Here is a 16,849-nt window from a genome sequence, read left to right as displayed (position 1 = left end):
AATTAGTTAGCTTGCTATCTATTTTAGGAGAAAAGCCGCAGCACTGCAGCGCCCCATGGAAGAACCCCAGGGGGAAATCAAGAAAGAAGAAAAGTGTGAAGCCCGCCGATAAGCCGGATTCTGTGCGTTGGAGTTGCCCCCAACGTGACCGCCATTACTCTGGGCCGCTTGTCGCCAAACGGCTCGATGCCACCTACCCGCCAGCTCAGCGGAACCACCTCGATACTGGCCTACTTGGTGTTGCTGCGCGCAGAGATTGCCCGTTTCACCCGAACTGAATCGGCTCGTCTCTGTTGCTCTGATCCTCACCTCACGGTGGAGAGTCGTTAACTCCTGCGCTGTCCTGTGCAGTCCGGACGTTCCTCCAGTGCGGTCTTTCGACGCGGCGCCTTGCGGCGTCGCCCCTTGCGGGCTTGCACCAGCGGCGGTCTGGCGTGCTTCACGCCGGGGATTATCGCTCGATACCTCGCGGGCGCCGGCCGTCCGCTCCACAATGGCGCTTCGACTGCCCCGACAAAAGCCCAAGGAGATCCCATGAAGTCCCAGAACATCCTCCAGACCATCGGCAACACGCCGCACATCCGCATCAACCGCCTGTTCGGCAATGCGAAGCAGCAGGTGTGGATCAAGTCCGAGCGCGCCAACCCCGGCGGCTCCATCAAGGACCGCATCGCGCTGTCGATGGTGGAAGACGCCGAGAAGTCCGGCGCGCTGAAGCCCGGCGGCACCATCGTGGAGCCCACCTCGGGCAACACCGGCATCGGCCTGGCCATGGTCGCGGCCGTCAAGGGCTACAAGCTGATCCTCGTGATGCCCGACAGCATGTCGGTGGAGCGCCGCCGCCTCATGCTGGCCTACGGCGCCACCTTCGACCTCACGCCGCGCGCGGGCGGCATGAAGGCCTCCATTGCGCGCGCCGAGGAAATCGTGGCCGGCACGCCGGGCGCGTGGATGCCGCAGCAGTTCAACAACCCCGCCAACATCGACGTGCACGTGCGCACCACGGCCGAGGAAATCGCGGCCGACTTCCCCGACGGCATCGACGTGCTGATCACCGGCGTGGGCACCGGCGGCCACATCACGGGCGTGGCGCGGGTGCTCAAGAAGAAGTGGCCGAAGCTGCAGGTGTTCGCGGTGGAGCCGGTGGCCTCGCCGGTGATCTCGGGCGGCCAGCCCTCGCCGCACCCGATCCAGGGCATTGGCGCGGGCTTCATCCCGAAGAACCTCGACACCTCGCTGCTCGACGGCGTGCTGCAGGTCGACGCCGAACCGGCGCGCGAAATGGCCCGCCGCTGCGCGGTCGAGGAAGGCATGCTGGTGGGCATTTCCTCGGGCGCCACGCTCGCGGCCATCGCGCAGAAGCTGCCCTCGCTGGCACCCGATGCGGTGGTGCTGGGTTTCAACTACGACACGGGCGAGCGCTATCTCTCGGTCGAAGGCTTTTTGCCGGCCTGACCCAGCTATCTCTTTCATAGCGCCTCGGCGCGTAAAATCCGTGGCCTGCTTGATAACCACAAGCCCCATGACATGCTGAGAATCTCCGAACTCAAACTCCCGCTGGACCACGCCCCCGAGGCGCTGGCCGCCCTGATCGCCCGGACGCTGGACGTCCCGCTCGAAGCGATCGCTTCCCACACCGTCTTCAAGCGCAGCTTCGACGCGCGCAAGGCCGACCTGCTCACGGTCTACATCGCCGACGTGCAGCTGGCCGACGCCGGGCTCGAAGCCGCACTGCTCGCGAAGCACGCTGCGCATCCGCACATCCAGGCCGCGCCCGACATGCGCTACACGCCGCCCGCGCAGGCACCCGAAGGCGCGCCCCGGCCGGTGGTGATCGGCTTCGGCCCCTGCGGCATCTTCGCGGCGCTGATGCTTGCGAAGATGGGGTTCAAGCCCATCGTGCTCGAACGCGGCAAGACCGTGCGCCAGCGCACCCGCGACACCTGGGGCCTGTGGCGCAAGAGCGTGCTCGACCCCGAGTCGAATGTGCAGTTCGGCGAAGGCGGTGCCGGCACCTTCTCGGACGGCAAGCTCTACAGCCAGATCAAGGACCCGCGCTTCCTCGGCCGCAAGGTGATGGAAGAGTTCGTCAAGGCCGGCGCACCGCCGGAGATCCTTTACGTCGCGCATCCGCACATCGGCACCTTCAAGCTGGTGAAGGTGGTGGAGAACATCCGCGAGCAGATCGTCTCGCTCGGCGGCGAGATCCGCTTCGAGCAGCGCGTGACCGACGTGCAGATCGAAGACGGCCAGATTCGCGGCCTCACCGTGCTCGACCAGGCCACCGGCCAAACGAGCGAGCTGCGCGCCGACCACGTGGTGATGGCGCTCGGCCACAGCTCGCGCGACACTTTTTCCATGCTGCACGCGCGCGGCGTGCACATCGAGGCCAAGCCCTTTTCCATCGGCTTTCGCGTCGAGCATCCGCAGGGCCTGATCGACCGCGCGCGCTGGGGCCGCCATGCGGGCCATCCGCTGCTCGGCGCGGCCGACTACAAGCTGGTGCACCACGCAAGCAACGGCCGCTCGGTCTACAGCTTCTGCATGTGCCCCGGCGGCACCGTGGTGGCGGCCACCAGCGAGCCCGGCCGCGTGGTCACCAACGGCATGAGCCAGTATTCGCGCAACGAGCGCAACGCCAACGCGGGCATCGTGGTGGGCATCGACCCGCGCGACTTTCCCGGCTGGACGCCCGAAACCGCGGGCGATGCGCTTGCCGGCATCGCGCTGCAGCGCGAACTCGAGTCGAACGCCTTCGTGCTCGGCGGCGGCGACTACCGCGCGCCCGGCCAGCTGGTGGGCGACTTCATCGCGGGCAGGCCCTCGACCGCGCTCGGCAGCGTGACGCCCTCGTACAAGCCCGGCGTCACGCCCACCGACCTGCACCAGGCGCTGCCGGCCTACGCCATCGAGGCGATGCGCGAAGCCTTCCCCGCCTTCGGCCGCAAGATCAAGGGCTTCGACCTGCACGATGCGGTGCTCACCGGCGTGGAAACGCGCACCTCCTCGCCGATCCGCATCACGCGCGGCGACGACTTCCAGAGCCTCAACGTGCGCGGCCTCTACCCCGCCGGCGAAGGCGCGAGCTACGCGGGCGGCATCCTGTCGGCTGGCGTCGACGGCATCAAGGTGGCCGAAGCGGTGGCGCGCAGCGTCGCCGGAACATGAGCAAGGAACCCATGGCCGTGCCGAACGACGATTTCCACTTCTACGAACCCGCCAAGGGCCACGGCCTGCCGCACGATCCGTTCAATGCCATGGTCGGCCCGCGGCCGATCGGATGGATCTCGTCGCAGGACGAAAACGGTGCGCTCAACCTCGCGCCCTACAGCTTCTTCAACGCCTTCAACTACACGCCGCCCATCGTGGGCTTTGCGAGCATCGGCGCCAAGGACAGCCTGCACAACATCCGCCAGACACGCGAGTTCGGCTGGAACCTGGCCACCCGCCCGCTGGCCGAGCAGATGAACCAGTCGTGCGCCGCGGTGCCGCCCGAGGTGAACGAGTTCGAGCTCGCCGGCCTCACGCCCGCGGCGTCGCGCCACATTGCGGTGCCGCGCGTGGCCGAGAGCCCGGTGTCCTTCGAATGCCGGCTCACGCAGCTGCTGCAGCTCGAGGGCGTGGACGGCGTGCCGGTGCCCACCTGGCTGATCCTCGGCGAAGTGGTGGGCGTGCACATTGCGCGCCACCTGCTGAAGAACGGCATCTACGACACCGCCGCGGCGCAGCCCATCCTGCGCGGCGGCGGCCCGGCTGATTACTTCGAGATCAGCCCCGACAATCTCTTCAAGATGTTCCGCCCGCGCTGAATGCGCGGAATCCATTTTTCTCCGCCGCTGCCAGCCAACCTGACAAGAACCGACCGATGACCGACACCGCCACGCCCCAAGAAGAAATCCAGGAAGTCCAGCCGGCGGAAGCCGAGGGCACCGCCCAGTTGCACCAGTCGCAGCAGCAGCCGAAGGCCGGCGCCCGCCCGCCCCGCGCGCCGCGCCAGCCGCGGCAGCAGCAGCAACAACAAAAGCAGAAGCCCAGGCAGGCCGCGCAACAGCCACAGCCGCAGCGCGCGCGCAAGGTGCACCCGGCGCTGGAGAAATTGTTCGAGCTGTACCCCAACATGTTCGGCGCGCGCTTCCTGCCGCTCAAGCTCGGCGTGTTCCAGGACCTGCTCGAGAAGCACCCCGACGATTTCAAGAAGGACGAGCTGAAGGTTGCGCTGGGCCTGCACGCACGCTCCACGCGCTATCTCGAGGCGGTGGCCGCGGGCCTTGCGCGCCACGACCTCGACGGCAACGCGGTGGAGCCGGTCGCGCCCGAGCATGTGCACCACGCGATCCTCGAACTGCACCGCCGCCGCGTGCAGCGCAACCCCGGCGAGGACCTGCGCCCGCAGCTGGTGGCGCGCATCGCCCGCGCCGTGGAAGCCTCGGGCCTGGACCGCGAGGCCTACGCGGTGCTGGTGCGCTCGCGCGACGAGGAAACCAACGCCGTGCTCGACGAAGCGCTGGCCGAGCTCGCCCGCCAGGCCGCCAAGCGCGAGGCGCTGCTGCGCGCCTTCGAGGCCAGCGGCCGCAGCAGCGAGCAGGAGTTCGCCGAGATGTACGGCATGGATGCCGGCGAGGTCGCACGCACGCTGCAACGGGCGCGTGACGACAACAAGCGGGCGCAGGCTGCGGCCGAGACCGCCGCGCCTGCCGCCGCAGCGGCGCCGGACGCCACCGGGTCCGACCAGCCCGCCGCCACCGGCAATTGAACGCCCCGTAGCGGCCGGCAAGCCGCAACTGTGCAGTCTGACCGCAGCGCGGCGAAATTTTTCGCTGGAACCGGCGTTCAAGAAACGTTTTCATACATTTCCAGCTACATTCCTCCGGCCCATTCCGGGCGGAGGAGAAGTTAATTTGAAAAGAGTCATCAGGCTGCTTCTCGCAGCCGTGGCTGTTTCCGTGTTCGCGAGCGGCTGCGCCGTCAACCGCGCAACAGCCACCGTCGACCCTTCGGCAAACCTCGACAAGCTGCGCGTGGTGCAGGTCAGGAAGCTTGAGGGTGAAGACGGCACGGTCCAGAAACTGATCGCGAGCAATCTGCGAAAACGCGGGTACGAGGTGTCGGAGGACGCCAAGCCGCCCGAGAAGGTCGATGCAGTCGTGACGTACGTCGACAAGTGGATGTGGGACATCACGATGTACCTGTTCGAGCTCACCGTCACGGTCCGCGAGCCCAAGTCCGACTTTCCGTTGGCCACCGGCAACTCGCTCCACTCCTCCCTCACACGCCTCTCGCCGCCGGAAATGGTCGACGAGGTGGTCGGCAACATCTTCAAAGAATCGGAAAAATCCAAATGATCAGCACCGCCACCCTTCGCCGCGCAAGCGCCCTGGCCGTTCTCTCCATCGTCGTCGTGCTCGCGGGCTGCGCTTCGTCAGCCAACCGGGAGGCCATGACGCCCACCAGCATCGCCTCGAGCAAGAAGCTGCCCTACTCGCTGTCGGTGAAGACCGGCGGCGGCAATGAAACGAATCCGCTGTGGAGCTCGGATATCGCCAACGAGGACCTGGCTGCCGCCATCGAGAAGGCGGTGACGCAATCGACCCTGTTCAAGGAAGTCGTCAAGGGCAAGAGCGGCGACTACGAACTCTCGGTCTCGATCGTCAAGCTGACCAAGCCCATGTTCGGCGCCGCGTTCACGGTCGACATGGAAGCGGGCTGGTCGCTCATCAAGACCTCTGACAAGTCGGTGGCGATGCGCCAGGTCATCAAGTCGACCTACACGGGTGGCGCCTTCGATTCGCTCGTCGGCACGACCCGCCTGCGCATGTCGGTGGAAGGTGCCGCACGCAACAACATCAAGCAGGGCCTGGAAGCCGTCGCGGCGCTCAATCTCTGATCGAGCGATCGACTGCTCAGTGAATGAAAAAGGGGCTGGTGAATCACCAGCCCCTTTTTTCATGCCTTCGCGCAGTGCTCAGCGCGCGTTCTGCAGCGCCGCAATGCGCTCTTCGATCGGCGGGTGCGTGGCAAAGAGCTTGCCGATGCTGCCCGTGATGCCCATGGCTTCCACCGCCTTGGGCAGTTCGCCGGCCGGCAGGCCGCCCAGGCGCGCGAGTGCGTTCATCATCGGCTGCTTCTGGCCCATGAGCGCGGCCGAGCCGGCGTCGGCGCGGAATTCGCGCTGGCGCGAGAACCACGCCACCACGATGGCGGCGGCAAAGCCCAGCACGATGTCCAGCACGATGGTGCTCACGTAGTAGCCGATGCCCGGGCCCGACGAACGGTCGTCGCCGCGGCGCAGGAAGCTGTCGACCGCATAGCCGATCACGCGCGAGAGGAACACGACGAAGGTGTTCATCACGCCCTGGATCAGCGTCATGGTGACCATGTCGCCGTTGGCGATGTGCGCCACTTCGTGGCCGATCACGGCCTCGACTTCTTCGCGCGTCATGTTCTGCAGCAGGCCGGTGGACACCGCCACCAGCGACGAGTTCTTGAACGCGCCGGTCGCGAAGGCATTGGGCTCGCCCTCGAAGATGCCGACCTCGGGCATGCCGATGCCGGCCTTGTCGGCAAACTTGCGCACCGTGCCGACGATCCAGGCCTCGTCCGGCGACTGGGGGTTGTCGATCATGTGCAGCTTGGTCGTCCACTTGGCCATGGGCTTGCTGATCAGGAGCGAAATGATCGCGCCGCCAAAGCCCATGACGAGCGCGAAGCCGAGCAGCGCCGTGAGGTTCAGCCCGTTGGCCGTCAGAAAGCGGTTGACGCCGAGCAGGCTGGCGACGATGCCGAGCACTGCAACGACCATCACATTGGTCAAAACGAACAGAAGGATACGTTTCAAGTTGAATTCTCCGTGGGGGAATGCTGCCGCCTAGATGAGGACCGGATGGCCCCCTTCAAGCCGTGCAGGAAATGGCGCTCTTCCTGTGTTGTTGGGGTTCTGGAGGAGCCGCACCGCGGCTTGCGGGTAGAGCGATGATAGGAGCAAAAGTTCTACGGACCGGGCCTGAAGACCTTGGGATCGTCGTAGAAATTCGCCGCCGCGTTGCCGGCCCACCAGCCCGGCACGCCGAGCACGGGCAGCGGAACAAAGGGCTTTTGCGCCAGGTGATCCGGCGCGAGGCTGCGCGCCAGCGCCCCGTCGCAGGACGCCGCCGAACCGCCCGCAGCCGGTGCCGGCAGCCGCAGCACATGCGCGGTGAGCGCCTTGCGCGGCGCGGCGAGTTTCTCGAGCAGCGCATGGCCGAACACCCAGAGGCGCGCCCCGGACCACAGCGCGCGCTGCGTCACGAAGAGCGTGTGCCAGTCGCGCGCGGCGAGCGCCCGCCACAGCGGCTCGGGCGCATCGAGCACGGCGCCGTTCTCATCGAACAGCGTGAGCGCATCGCGCAGCGGGCCGCGCGTGGCACCGATGCCCGCGCGGGCGATCTCGGCGGCCTGCAGTTCGTTGAGGCGACGCTTGGCCTCCGGAAAGGCGAGCCAGACGAGGCCGTTGAAGAAGTCGTGCAGGTTGTCGCGCGTCGGCACGGTGCCGGTCTGGAAGATGTGGGCCTCATAGGCCTGCCCCGCGGACAGCGCCGACTGCGGCACGAAGGCGGGCCTGGAATCGGGCGCCGCTTGCCGCTGCAGCGCGGCTGCGACCGGGCTGTGGAGTGCCGCCTGCGCCGCCGCCTGGCCGATGGCGCGGTAAGGCGCGAGCCAGGGCTGCGCCCAGTCGACCGCCGCCAGGCTCAAGGCGCGGCGGCTCCGGTCCAGCGGATGCGGTCGGGGTGCTGCAGCACGGCGAACTCCGCCGGGAGCTTGTCGAACAGCTTGAGCGAACTGCCGTGCTTGCCGAGCAGCCCGGCCGCGCGCAGCGCCTGGGCCACGTCGTTGAGCGGCACGTCGGCACCGCTGCGCAGCGCGGGTGCCGCGCGCAGGATGAATTCGGCGGCCTCGGAGGGCGGCTGCGGCGCGGGCGGCTTCGCTGCTGCCTTGGCGGTCTTTCGGGCCGGGGCCTTGGCCGCGGCCTTGCGGGCCGGCTGCGTGGCCGCACTCTTCGCGGTCTTTTCCGTCTTGGCCGGCGCACGCTTCGCGGCCACCTTGGCCGCGGCCTTCTTCGCCGGCGCGGTGCGGGGCGCGACCGGCGCGCCGTGGTGCTGCAGGTCGGTGAACTCGTCGTAGACCGCCACGGTCTCCTCGCCGGTCTTGCCCTGCTGGCCCAGGCCGCAGACGCGGCAGCCCTTTTCGCGCAGCCGGATCACGAGCGGCGCGAAGTCGGAATCGGAAGACACCAGCACCACCACGTCGGGGCGCTCGGCGATCACGAGGTCGAGCGCATCGACCGCGAGCGCGATGTCGGTGCTGTTCTTGCCGGCCGAGAGGTTGACCATCGGCCGCACCGACAGCCGCTTGAACAGCGCCTGCTGCTTGAGCGCCGTTTCGGCGTTGCAATAGGCGCGGCGCACATGAACCGCGCCGTGCTCGGCCAGGGTCCGCTGCACGGCCTGCTCGATCACGTCGGCCGAGACGTTGTCGGCATCGATCAGCAGCATCACCCGCAGCGCGGGCGTCATGCGAGTCTCCAGCCGATGGTTTCACCACCGCGCAGCGGCTTGAGCGTGGCGTCGCCGTAGGGCACGGTCTCGGGCACGGTCCAGCTTTCGCGCTTCAGCGTGATGGTGCCGCTGTTGCGCGGCAGGCCGTAGAAGTCGGGGCCATGGAAGCTCGCGAAGCCCTCGAGCTTGTCGAGCGCGTCCACGCTGTCGAAGGCCTCGGCATAGAGCTCGATGGCGGTCAGCGCGGTGTAGCAGCCGGCGCAGCCGAGCGCATGTTCCTTCAGGTGGGCCGGGTGCGGCGCGCTGTCGGTGCCCAGGAAGAAGCGGTCGCTGCCGCTCGTGGCCGCCTGGACCAGCGCCACGCGGTGCGTCTCGCGCTTGAGCACGGGCAGGCAGTAGTAGTGCGGGCGGATGCCGCCGGTGAAGATGGCGTTGCGGTTGTACAGCAGGTGGTGCGCGGTGATGGTGGCGGCCGTGAAGCGGTTGGCATCGCGCACGTAGTGGGCGCCCTCCTGGGTGGTGAGGTGCTCGAACACCACCTTGAGCTCGGGGAAGTCGCGGCGCAGCGGGATCATCACGCGGTCGATGAAGACGGCCTCGCGGTCGAACAGGTCGACCGCCGGGTCGGTGACCTCGCCGTGCACCAGCAGCAGCAGGCCGTGCTTCTGCATGGCTTCGAGCGTCTTGTAGGTGTGGCGGATGTCGGTCACGCCGGCATCGCTGTTGGTGGTGGCGCCGGCCGGGTAGAGCTTGAGCGCGCGCACGCCGGCTTCCGCGGCCAGCGCGATTTCCTCGGGCGGCAGCTTGTCGGTCAGGTAGAGCGACATCACGGGCTCGAAGGCCGTGCCCGGCGGCACCGCCGCGCGGATGCGGTCGCGGTAGGCAATAGCCTGCGCCGCGGTGGTCACAGGGGGGCGCAGGTTGGGCATGACCAGCGCGCGGCCGAACTGGCGCGCGCTGTGCGGCACCACGGCTTCGAGGGCGGCGCCGTCGCGCACATGCAGGTGCCAGTCGTCCGGGCGGGTGATGGTGAGGGTGTCTGTCATGGGAGGGCCATTGTCGCATCGCGGCCTTGCGGCTGGCACACGTCGTGCTTCACCACCGGTTCGATCCCTTTGCCCTTTCATCCCTAGGAGCTCTTGTGAAGCGTGCCGTTCCTGCCTCGATCCTGAAACCCCTGGCCGCCTGCGCGGTGCTCGCCACCCTGGCCTTCGCAACGCCGGCCCTGGCCCAGGAGAAGACGCTGCGCATCGCCATGACCGCGGCCGACATTCCGCGCACGCTCGGCCAGCCCGACCAGGGCTTCGAAGGCAACCGCTTCACCGGCATTCCGATCTACGACTCGCTCACGCAGTGGGACCTGTCCAAGGCCGACGCGCCGAGCGTGCTGATCCCGGCACTGGCCAGTTCCTGGGCCGTCGACGCCAAGGACAAGACCAGGTGGGTCTTCAAGCTGCGCCCCGGCGTCAAGTTCCATGACGGCTCGGCCTTCAATGCCGACGCGGTGGTGTGGAACGTGCAGAAGGTGCTCGACAAGGACGCGCCGCAGTTCGATCCCAGCCAGGTCGGCGTGACCGCATCGCGCATGCCCACGCTGCGCACCGCGCGCAAGATCGACGACATGACGGTCGAGCTCGCCACGAGCGAGCCCGACGCCTTCCTGCCGATCAACCTGAGCAACCTGTTCATGGCCTCGCCCGCGCAGTGGCAGAAGAAATTCGACGCCGCGGCCGGCGCCACGCCCGCCGACAAGTCCAAGGCCGCATGGACCGCCTTCGCGGCCGACCCCGCGGGCTCGGGCCCGTTCAAGGTCACGCGCTTCGTGGCGCGCGAACGCCTGGAGCTGGCCGCCAACAAGGCCTACTGGGACGCGAAGCGCGTGCCCAAGATCGACAAGGTCGTGATGCTGCCGATGCCCGAGGCCAATGCGCGCACCGCCGCGCTGCTGGGCGGCCAGGTCGACTGGATCGAGGCGCCCGCGCCCGACGCCATGGCGCAGATCACGCAGCGCGGCTTCAAGATCTATTCCAACGCGCAGCCGCATGTGTGGCCGTGGCAGCTGTCGTTTGCCGAGGGGTCGCCCTGGCTCGACAAGCGCGTGCGCCAGGCCGCCAACCTGTGCATCGACCGCGGCGGCATGAAGCAGCTGCTCGGCGGCATGATGGCCGAGCCCAAGGGTACGGTGCCGCCGGGCCATCCGTGGTTCGGCACGCCGGGTTTCGACATCAAGTACGACGTGAAGGCCGCCCAGGCGCTGATGACGCAGGCCGGCTATTCGGCCGCCAAGCCCATCAAGGTGAAGGTGCAGATCTCCGCCTCGGGCTCGGGCCAGATGCAGCCGCTGCCGATGAACGAGTTCGCGCAGCAGTCGCTCAAGCAGTGCTTCTTCGACGTGCAGTTCGACGTGATCGAATGGAACACGCTCTTCACCAACTGGCGCAAGGGCGCGAAGGACCCCTCGGCCAACAGCGCCAACGCGGTCAACATCAGCTTCGCGGCGATGGACCCGTTCTTCGCGATGGTGCGCTTCGTGAGCACCAAGGCCTTTCCGCCGGTGTCCAACAACTGGGGCTACTACGGCAACGCCGAAGTCGACAAGCTCGTGGCCGATGCGCGCACCAGCTTCGACGACAAGGCGCGCGACGCTGCGCTGGCCAGGCTGCATACGCACATCGTGGACGACGCGCCCTTCGTCTGGATCGCGCATGACGTGGGGCCGCGCGCGATGTCGGCCAAGGTCAAGAACGTCGTCCAGCCCAAGAGCTGGTTCATCGACATCGCCACCATGACGATGGACTGATGCTCGCCTATCTGTTGCGCCGCATCGTCTACGCCGTGCCGATCATGGTCGGCGTGGCGCTGGTGTGTTTTCTGCTGGTGCACATCGCGCCGGGCGATCCGCTGGTGTCGATCCTGCCGCCCGACGCCTCGGCCGACCTGCAGGCGCAGCTGCGCGAGCTCTACGGCTTCAACCGTTCGCTGCCCGAGCAGTTCGCGATGTGGGTCTGGCGTGCGCTGCATGGCGACCTGGGCGTGTCCATCGCAAGCAACCGCGCCGTGGCGGGCGAGGTGTTCACGGCCGTGGGCAACACGCTGCGACTCGCGGTGGTGGCGACCTTCATCGGCTTCGTGCTGGGCTGCCTGTTCGGTTTCGTGGCCGGCTACTTCCGCAACTCATGGCTCGACCGCCTTGCCTCGATGCTGTCGGTGCTGGGCGTGAGCGTGCCGCACTACTGGCTGGGCATGGTGATGGTGATCGTGTTCTCGTCGCAGCTCATGTGGCTGCCCGCCACCGGCGCAGGCCCGGGCGGCTCGAGCGACTGGGCCTGGGACTGGGCGCACCTGCAGTTCCTGATCCTGCCGGCCCTCACGATGTCGGTGATTCCCATGGGCATCATCGCGCGCACCGTGCGCGCGCTGGTGGCCGACATCCTCGACCAGGAATTCATCGTCGGCCTGCGCGCCAAGGGCCTCACGCACTGGGGCGTGTTCCGCCACATGGTGAAGAACGCGGCGCCCACCGCGCTCGCGGTGATGGGCCTGCAGCTGGGCTACCTGCTGGGCGGCTCGATCCTGATCGAGACCGTGTTCTCGTGGCCCGGCACCGGCTTTCTGTTGAACTCCGCGATCTTCCAGCGCGACCTGCCGCTGCTGCAGGGAACCATCCTGGTGCTGGCGCTGTTCTTCGTGTTGCTCAACCTGCTGGTCGACGTGCTGCAGACGCTGCTCGACCCGCGCATCGCTCGGGCCTGAAGACATGAGCGCACTGCCCCTCCCCTCTTCTTCTTCCTCCGCCGCCGCCGACGTGAAGCCGCTGCCGCCGATGCAATGCTCCCGCGGCTACTGGACCTCGGCGCTGCTGCGCTTCACGCGCGATCCGGTCGCGATGGGTGCCGCCTTGGTGGTTCTGCTGCTGATCGGCCTGGCCGTGTTCGGCCCGTGGCTCGCGCCGGCCGATCCTTACGCCTCGTCGATGCTCAAGCGGCTCAAGCCGATCGGCACCGAGGGCCTGCCCTTCGGCAGCGACGAACTGGGCCGCGACATGCTGTCGCGCCTGATCGTCGGCGCACGGCTGTCGCTGTTCATCGGCATCACGCCGGTGATCTGCGCCTTCGTGCTCGGCACAGTGATCGGCATCGTTGCGGGCTATGCGGGCGGCTTCACCAACACGCTGATCATGCGCACCATCGACGTGTTCTACGCCTTTCCCTCGGTGCTGCTGGCCATTGCGCTGTCGGGCACGCTGGGCGCGGGCGTGGTCAATTCGCTGATCTCGCTGACCATCGTCTTCATTCCGCAGATCGCGCGCGTGGCCGAGAGCGTGACGACGCAGGTGCGCACGCGCGACTACGTGGAGGCGGCGCGCGCCTCGGGCGCGAACCCGTTCACGATCGTGCGGGTGCATGTGCTGGGCAATGTGCTCGGTCCGATCTTCGTCTACGCAACGAGTCTGATCGCGGTGTCGATGATCCTGGCCTCGGGCCTGTCGTTCCTGGGCCTGGGCGTGAAGCCGCCGGAGCCGGAGTGGGGCCTGATGCTCAACACGCTGCGCACCGCGATCTATGTGCAGCCGTGGGTCGCCGCGTTGCCGGGCGCGATGATCTTCATCACGTCGATCTCCTTCAATCTTTTGTCCGATGGGTTGCGGTCGGCGATGGACAACAAGGGGTGAGGATGCTTTGCGTTGTGTTTGAGGTTCTTTGTTCGGGGCGCGCTCCCGCCGACGGGGTACCTTGCTCCGCGAATGTCCCCCGGCCTGCGGCCTCCTCCTTGATTTCGCTGCGCAAGGCACCCCATCGACGGGAGCGTTGGACAGAGCAGTTGTTGATCGGCGGTACACCAGCAGCGTGTCCTGGTGCACAGGGCATCGGGTGCTCCCCGCAGCGAAATCAAGGAGGAGGCCGCAGGCCGGGGGACATTCGCGGAGGGGAGTACCCGGTGGCCTGTGCACGCGCCCCGAACAAGAGCGCCAAGAACAAACAACAGCGCAAAAACAAGAGCGACAAAGGACACCATGGACGCACTGAAAGACATCGGCGGCCCCGCACAACCGCTGCTCACCATCACCGGCCTGGTCAAGCACTTTCCGCTCAAGAAAGATCCGCTGGGCCGCGGCGGTGGCGTGGTGCGCGCGGTCGATGGGGTCGACTTCGAAGTGCTCAAAGGCGAAACGCTCGGCGTGGTCGGCGAATCGGGTTGCGGCAAGTCGACCACCGCGCGGCTGCTGATGCAGCTGATTGCACCAACGCGGGGCGAAGTGATCTTCGACGGCCGCGAAGTCGGCGGGCGCGAACTGCCGCTCAAGGAGTTCAGGCGCCAGGTGCAGATGGTGTTCCAGGACAGCTACGCCTCGCTCAACCCGCGCCTCACCATCGAGGACTCGGTGGCTTTCGGTCCGCAGGTGCACGGCGTCGGCCGGCGCGAGGCCGTGGCGCGTGCGCGCGACCTGCTCGCGCGCGTCGGGCTCGAGCCGCAGCGCTTTGCCGAACGCTATCCGCACGAACTCTCGGGCGGCCAGCGCCAGCGCGTCAACATCGCGCGCGCGCTCGCGCTGCAGCCGCGCATGGTGATCCTCGACGAGGCCGTGTCGGCGCTCGACAAGTCGGTGGAGGCGCAGGTCATCAACCTGCTGCTCGACCTCAAGGCCGAATTCGGCCTCACCTATCTTTTCATCAGCCACGACCTCAACGTGGTGCGCTACGTGAGCGACCGCGTGATGGTCATGTACCTGGGCCAGGTGGCCGAGATCGGTCCGGCCGACGCGCTCTACGATGCGCCGGCGCATCCCTACACCCGCGCGCTGCTCTCGTCGATGCCCTCGATGGACCCCGATCACCGCACCGAGCAAGCGGCGCTGGCCGGCGACCCGCCGAACCCGATCAACCCGCCCACGGGCTGCCGCTTCCATCCGCGCTGCGCGCTGGCCGCACCGGTGTGCAGCCAGATCGTGCCCGAGCCCATCGCCACCGGCGCGCGGCATGCGGCGAGCTGCCTGGTCCACGAGCCCGGCAGCGGACATCCGATGGCCGTGCCGCTGGCCCGGGCGGCCTGAACGCATGATGACGACAACGATGAGCAACCCGACCTCTTCCTCCTCCGAGCCGATGGTCCGCCTGCGCGACCTCAGTGTCACGTTCAGCGGCGGCCGCAAGCCCGTGCATGCGGTGAGCGGCGTGAGCCTGGAGGTGCAGCGCGGCGAGGTGGTCGCGCTGATCGGCGAATCGGGCTCCGGCAAGAGCGTGACGCTGCGCACGCTGCTGCGCCTGCATCCCGAGCGCCGCACGCGCATCGGCGGGCAGGTGCAGGTGGCCGGGCGCGACGTGCTCGCGATGCCCGCGCGCGAGCTCGACGACTTCCGCGGCAAGGTCGCCTCGATGATCTTCCAGGAGCCGCTGCTCGCGCTCGATCCGGTGTATTCGGTCGGCGCGCAGATCGTCGAGTCGATCCGCCGGCACGACAGGAAGGCCACGGCGGCCGAGGCGCAGCAGCGTGCGCTTGCGCTGTTCGAACGCGTGCGCATCCCGAGCCCCGAGCGGCGCCTGGCAGCCTATCCGCACGAGATGTCGGGCGGCATGCGGCAGCGTGCGATGATCGCGCTGGCGCTGGCATGCAAACCCCAGTTGCTGCTGGCCGACGAGCCGACCACCGCGCTCGACGCCACGGTGCAGATCCAGATCCTGCTGCTGCTGCGCGAACTGCAGCGCGACCTCGGCCTGTCGGTGATCTTCGTCACGCACGACATTGGCGCCGCGGTCGAGGTGGCCGACCGCATCGCCGTGATGTATGCGGGCCGCATCGTCGAGGAAGGCACGGCGCGCGAGCTGATCCGCTCGCCGCGCCACCCCTACACCATCGCGCTGCTCAAGAGCCGCGCGCACGGCGCTCTGGCGCGCGGCGCGCGGCTGGAGACCATCGGCGGCGCGCCGCCCGACCTGTCGGCGCTGCCGCCCGGCTGCGCCTTTGCCGAACGCTGCACGCTCGCCACCGATGCCTGCCGCGCCGCGCAGCCGCCGGTGGTCGAGCTTGCGCCGAAGCACCGCGCGCGCTGCATCCATACCGATGCCGCTGCCGCCATCGCACCCACGCTGGCCGCCTGAGCCGCACCTGCACACGCACACACCACGACACGCCATGCCCCTGCACGACCCCGCCCACGCCTTCGTTCCGTACCCCGACGCGCCGGTGCCGCATGCGCCCACCGGCCCGCTGGCCGACCTGCGCTTTGCAGCCAAGGACCTGTTCGACGTGGCCGGCTATCCCACCGGCGGCGGCAGCCCGATCGTGCTGGCGATGTCGGGCATCAAGACCCGCACCGCGCCCACCGTGCAGAAGCTGCTCGATGCGGGCGCGCGCTTCGCGGGCAAGACCGTGACCGACGAACTCGCGTTCTCGATGAACGGCAACAACGCGCACTTCGGGGCGCCGATCAACGGCGCGGCCAAGGACCGCATCACCGGCGGCTCGTCGTCGGGCTCGGCCTCGGCCGTGTCATCGGGCCTGTGCGACTTTGCGCTCGGCACCGACACCGGCGGCTCGGTGCGCGCGCCGGCCAACCACTGCGGCCTGTACGGCCTGCGCCCCACGCATGGCCGCGTGAGCCTCGAAGGCGCGCTCGACCTTGCGCCCAGCCTCGACACCTGCGGCTGGTTCGCGCGCGACATCGGCACCTTCGCGCGCGTGGCCGACGTGCTGCTGGGTGCCGACACGGCCGCGCTGCCCGCGCGCGTGCGGCTGCTGCGGCCCGAGGACGTGTGGTCGCTCGCGGTGCCGGCCGCGGCCGACGCGCTGGCGGATGCGGCCGCGCGCGCGCAGCGCGTGCTCGGCGATGCGGCGGGCATCGAGGTCGCGCTCGACTCCTTCGACGCGATGTACTGGAACTTCCGCTACGTGCAGTCGCACGAGGCCTGGCTCACCGACGGCCCGCTGATCGAGCGCTACGCGCCGCCGCTGGGCCCGGGCGTGGCCGAGCGCTTCGCCTGGTCGCGCGGCGTGACCGATGCGCAGATCGTCGCGGGCCGCGCCTTCCGCATCGCTTTCCGCAGCCACTTGGCCAAGCTGCTCGGCAGCGACGGCGTGCTGCTGATGCCGACCATGCCCGACATCGCGCCGCTGCGCAGCGAAGGCGAGGCCGGCCTGGAGGACTACCGCAACCGCGCGATCCGGATGCTGTGCATTGCGGGCCTTGCCGGCTTTCCGCAATTGTCGATGCCGCTCGCGCAGCGCCACGGTGCGCCGCTGGGCATTTCGCTGCTCGGACCGGCGGGGTCGGACCGGTCGTTGATCGGGCTGGCGGAGCGCATTGCCGGCGGCTGACGCGG

Annotated in this window: 16 protein-coding genes and 1 other RNA gene; 12 read left to right on the top strand and 5 right to left on the bottom strand. The window is 68.3% G+C overall.

The genetic code is table 11. The features are described from left to right. Positions 1–93 precede the first annotated feature (93 nt). Positions 94–441, bottom strand: an RNA gene (gene rnpB / locus ACAM58_RS04530) — RNase P RNA component class A. Between the two features lie 93 nt (positions 442–534). On the opposite strand from rnpB, the gene cysK reads away from it, so the two are divergent. The 6 genes from cysK to ACAM58_RS04500 all read left to right on the top strand — a co-directional run bounded on the left by cysK (position 535) and on the right by ACAM58_RS04500 (position 5,884). Next, positions 535–1,455: a cysteine synthase A gene (gene cysK, locus ACAM58_RS04525; RefSeq protein WP_018903667.1), complete on the top strand. Its 921-nt coding sequence runs from the start codon at positions 535–537 to the stop codon at positions 1,453–1,455. Between the two features lie 72 nt (positions 1,456–1,527). Beyond that, positions 1,528–3,168, top strand: coding sequence for an NAD(P)/FAD-dependent oxidoreductase (locus tag ACAM58_RS04520; protein WP_369664215.1), 1,641 nt, complete (start codon positions 1,528–1,530; stop codon positions 3,166–3,168). An 11-nt stretch (positions 3,169–3,179) separates the two neighbouring features. Then, on the top strand, positions 3,180–3,809 hold the full coding sequence (locus ACAM58_RS04515; protein ID WP_018903669.1) for a flavin reductase family protein: 630 nt from the start codon (positions 3,180–3,182) through the stop codon (positions 3,807–3,809). Positions 3,810–3,865: 56 nt separating this feature from the next. After that, a complete protein-coding gene (locus ACAM58_RS04510; RefSeq protein ID WP_018903670.1) occupies positions 3,866–4,753 on the top strand; it encodes a ProQ/FINO family protein in 888 nt (295 codons plus the stop codon). A gap of 145 nt (positions 4,754–4,898) precedes the next feature. After that, positions 4,899–5,342: a hypothetical protein gene (locus ACAM58_RS04505; protein WP_012746014.1), complete on the top strand. Its 444-nt coding sequence runs from the start codon at positions 4,899–4,901 to the stop codon at positions 5,340–5,342. After that, a complete protein-coding gene (locus ACAM58_RS04500; protein ID WP_018903672.1) occupies positions 5,339–5,884 on the top strand; it encodes a hypothetical protein in 546 nt (181 codons plus the stop codon). Before ACAM58_RS04505 ends, ACAM58_RS04500 begins: the two co-directional genes overlap by 4 nt. Before the next feature lie 78 nt (positions 5,885–5,962). Here ACAM58_RS04500 and htpX read toward each other — a convergent pair whose 3' ends face one another. The 4 genes from htpX to pyrC form a co-directional block, all read right to left on the bottom strand. Beyond that, entirely contained in the window at positions 5,963–6,835 is an 873-nt protein-coding gene (gene htpX / locus ACAM58_RS04495) for a protease HtpX (protein ID WP_012746012.1), read from the bottom strand. Positions 6,836–6,987: 152 nt separating this feature from the next. Further along, positions 6,988–7,728, bottom strand: a complete 741-nt coding sequence (locus tag ACAM58_RS04490; protein ID WP_018903673.1) for a DUF3025 domain-containing protein — start codon at positions 7,726–7,728, stop codon at positions 6,988–6,990. Further along, the gene (locus ACAM58_RS04485; RefSeq protein ID WP_018903674.1) at positions 7,725–8,549 is read right to left on the bottom strand and encodes an NYN domain-containing protein; all 825 of its coding nucleotides are present in this window, start codon (positions 8,547–8,549) and stop codon (positions 7,725–7,727) included. Before ACAM58_RS04485 ends, ACAM58_RS04490 begins: the two co-directional genes overlap by 4 nt. After that, positions 8,546–9,577: a dihydroorotase gene (gene pyrC / locus ACAM58_RS04480; protein WP_018903675.1), complete on the bottom strand. Its 1,032-nt coding sequence runs from the start codon at positions 9,575–9,577 to the stop codon at positions 8,546–8,548. Before pyrC ends, ACAM58_RS04485 begins: the two co-directional genes overlap by 4 nt. Before the next feature lie 95 nt (positions 9,578–9,672). Between pyrC and ACAM58_RS04475 the strand changes: the two genes are divergently transcribed. From ACAM58_RS04475 to ACAM58_RS04450, 6 genes are all read left to right on the top strand, one after another. After that, complete coding sequence (locus ACAM58_RS04475; RefSeq protein WP_018903676.1) at positions 9,673–11,331, top strand: ABC transporter substrate-binding protein; 1,659 nt, start codon at positions 9,673–9,675, stop codon at positions 11,329–11,331. After that, positions 11,331–12,284, top strand: coding sequence for an ABC transporter permease (locus ACAM58_RS04470; RefSeq protein WP_018903677.1), 954 nt, complete (start codon positions 11,331–11,333; stop codon positions 12,282–12,284). The genes ACAM58_RS04475 and ACAM58_RS04470 overlap by 1 nt, the downstream gene beginning before the upstream one ends. A 4-nt stretch (positions 12,285–12,288) precedes the next feature. Beyond that, positions 12,289–13,203 (top strand): ABC transporter permease, encoded by a 915-nt coding sequence (locus ACAM58_RS04465; RefSeq protein ID WP_369664214.1) that lies wholly within the window; start codon positions 12,289–12,291, stop codon positions 13,201–13,203. 342 nt (positions 13,204–13,545) lie between these two features. Beyond that, positions 13,546–14,583 (top strand): ABC transporter ATP-binding protein, encoded by a 1,038-nt coding sequence (locus ACAM58_RS04460; RefSeq protein WP_369664213.1) that lies wholly within the window; start codon positions 13,546–13,548, stop codon positions 14,581–14,583. 7 nt (positions 14,584–14,590) lie between these two features. Then, positions 14,591–15,628 (top strand): ABC transporter ATP-binding protein, encoded by a 1,038-nt coding sequence (locus ACAM58_RS04455; protein ID WP_369664473.1) that lies wholly within the window; start codon positions 14,591–14,593, stop codon positions 15,626–15,628. A gap of 34 nt (positions 15,629–15,662) precedes the next feature. Beyond that, complete coding sequence (locus ACAM58_RS04450; RefSeq protein WP_018903681.1) at positions 15,663–16,844, top strand: amidase; 1,182 nt, start codon at positions 15,663–15,665, stop codon at positions 16,842–16,844. Positions 16,845–16,849 lie beyond the last annotated feature (5 nt).

The sequence above is a fragment of the Variovorax sp. V116 genome (genome assembly GCF_041154435.1).
Taxonomy (GTDB): Bacteria; Pseudomonadota; Gammaproteobacteria; order Burkholderiales; family Burkholderiaceae_C; genus Variovorax; species Variovorax paradoxus.
This window is presented reverse-complemented; position numbering and strand designations above follow the sequence as displayed.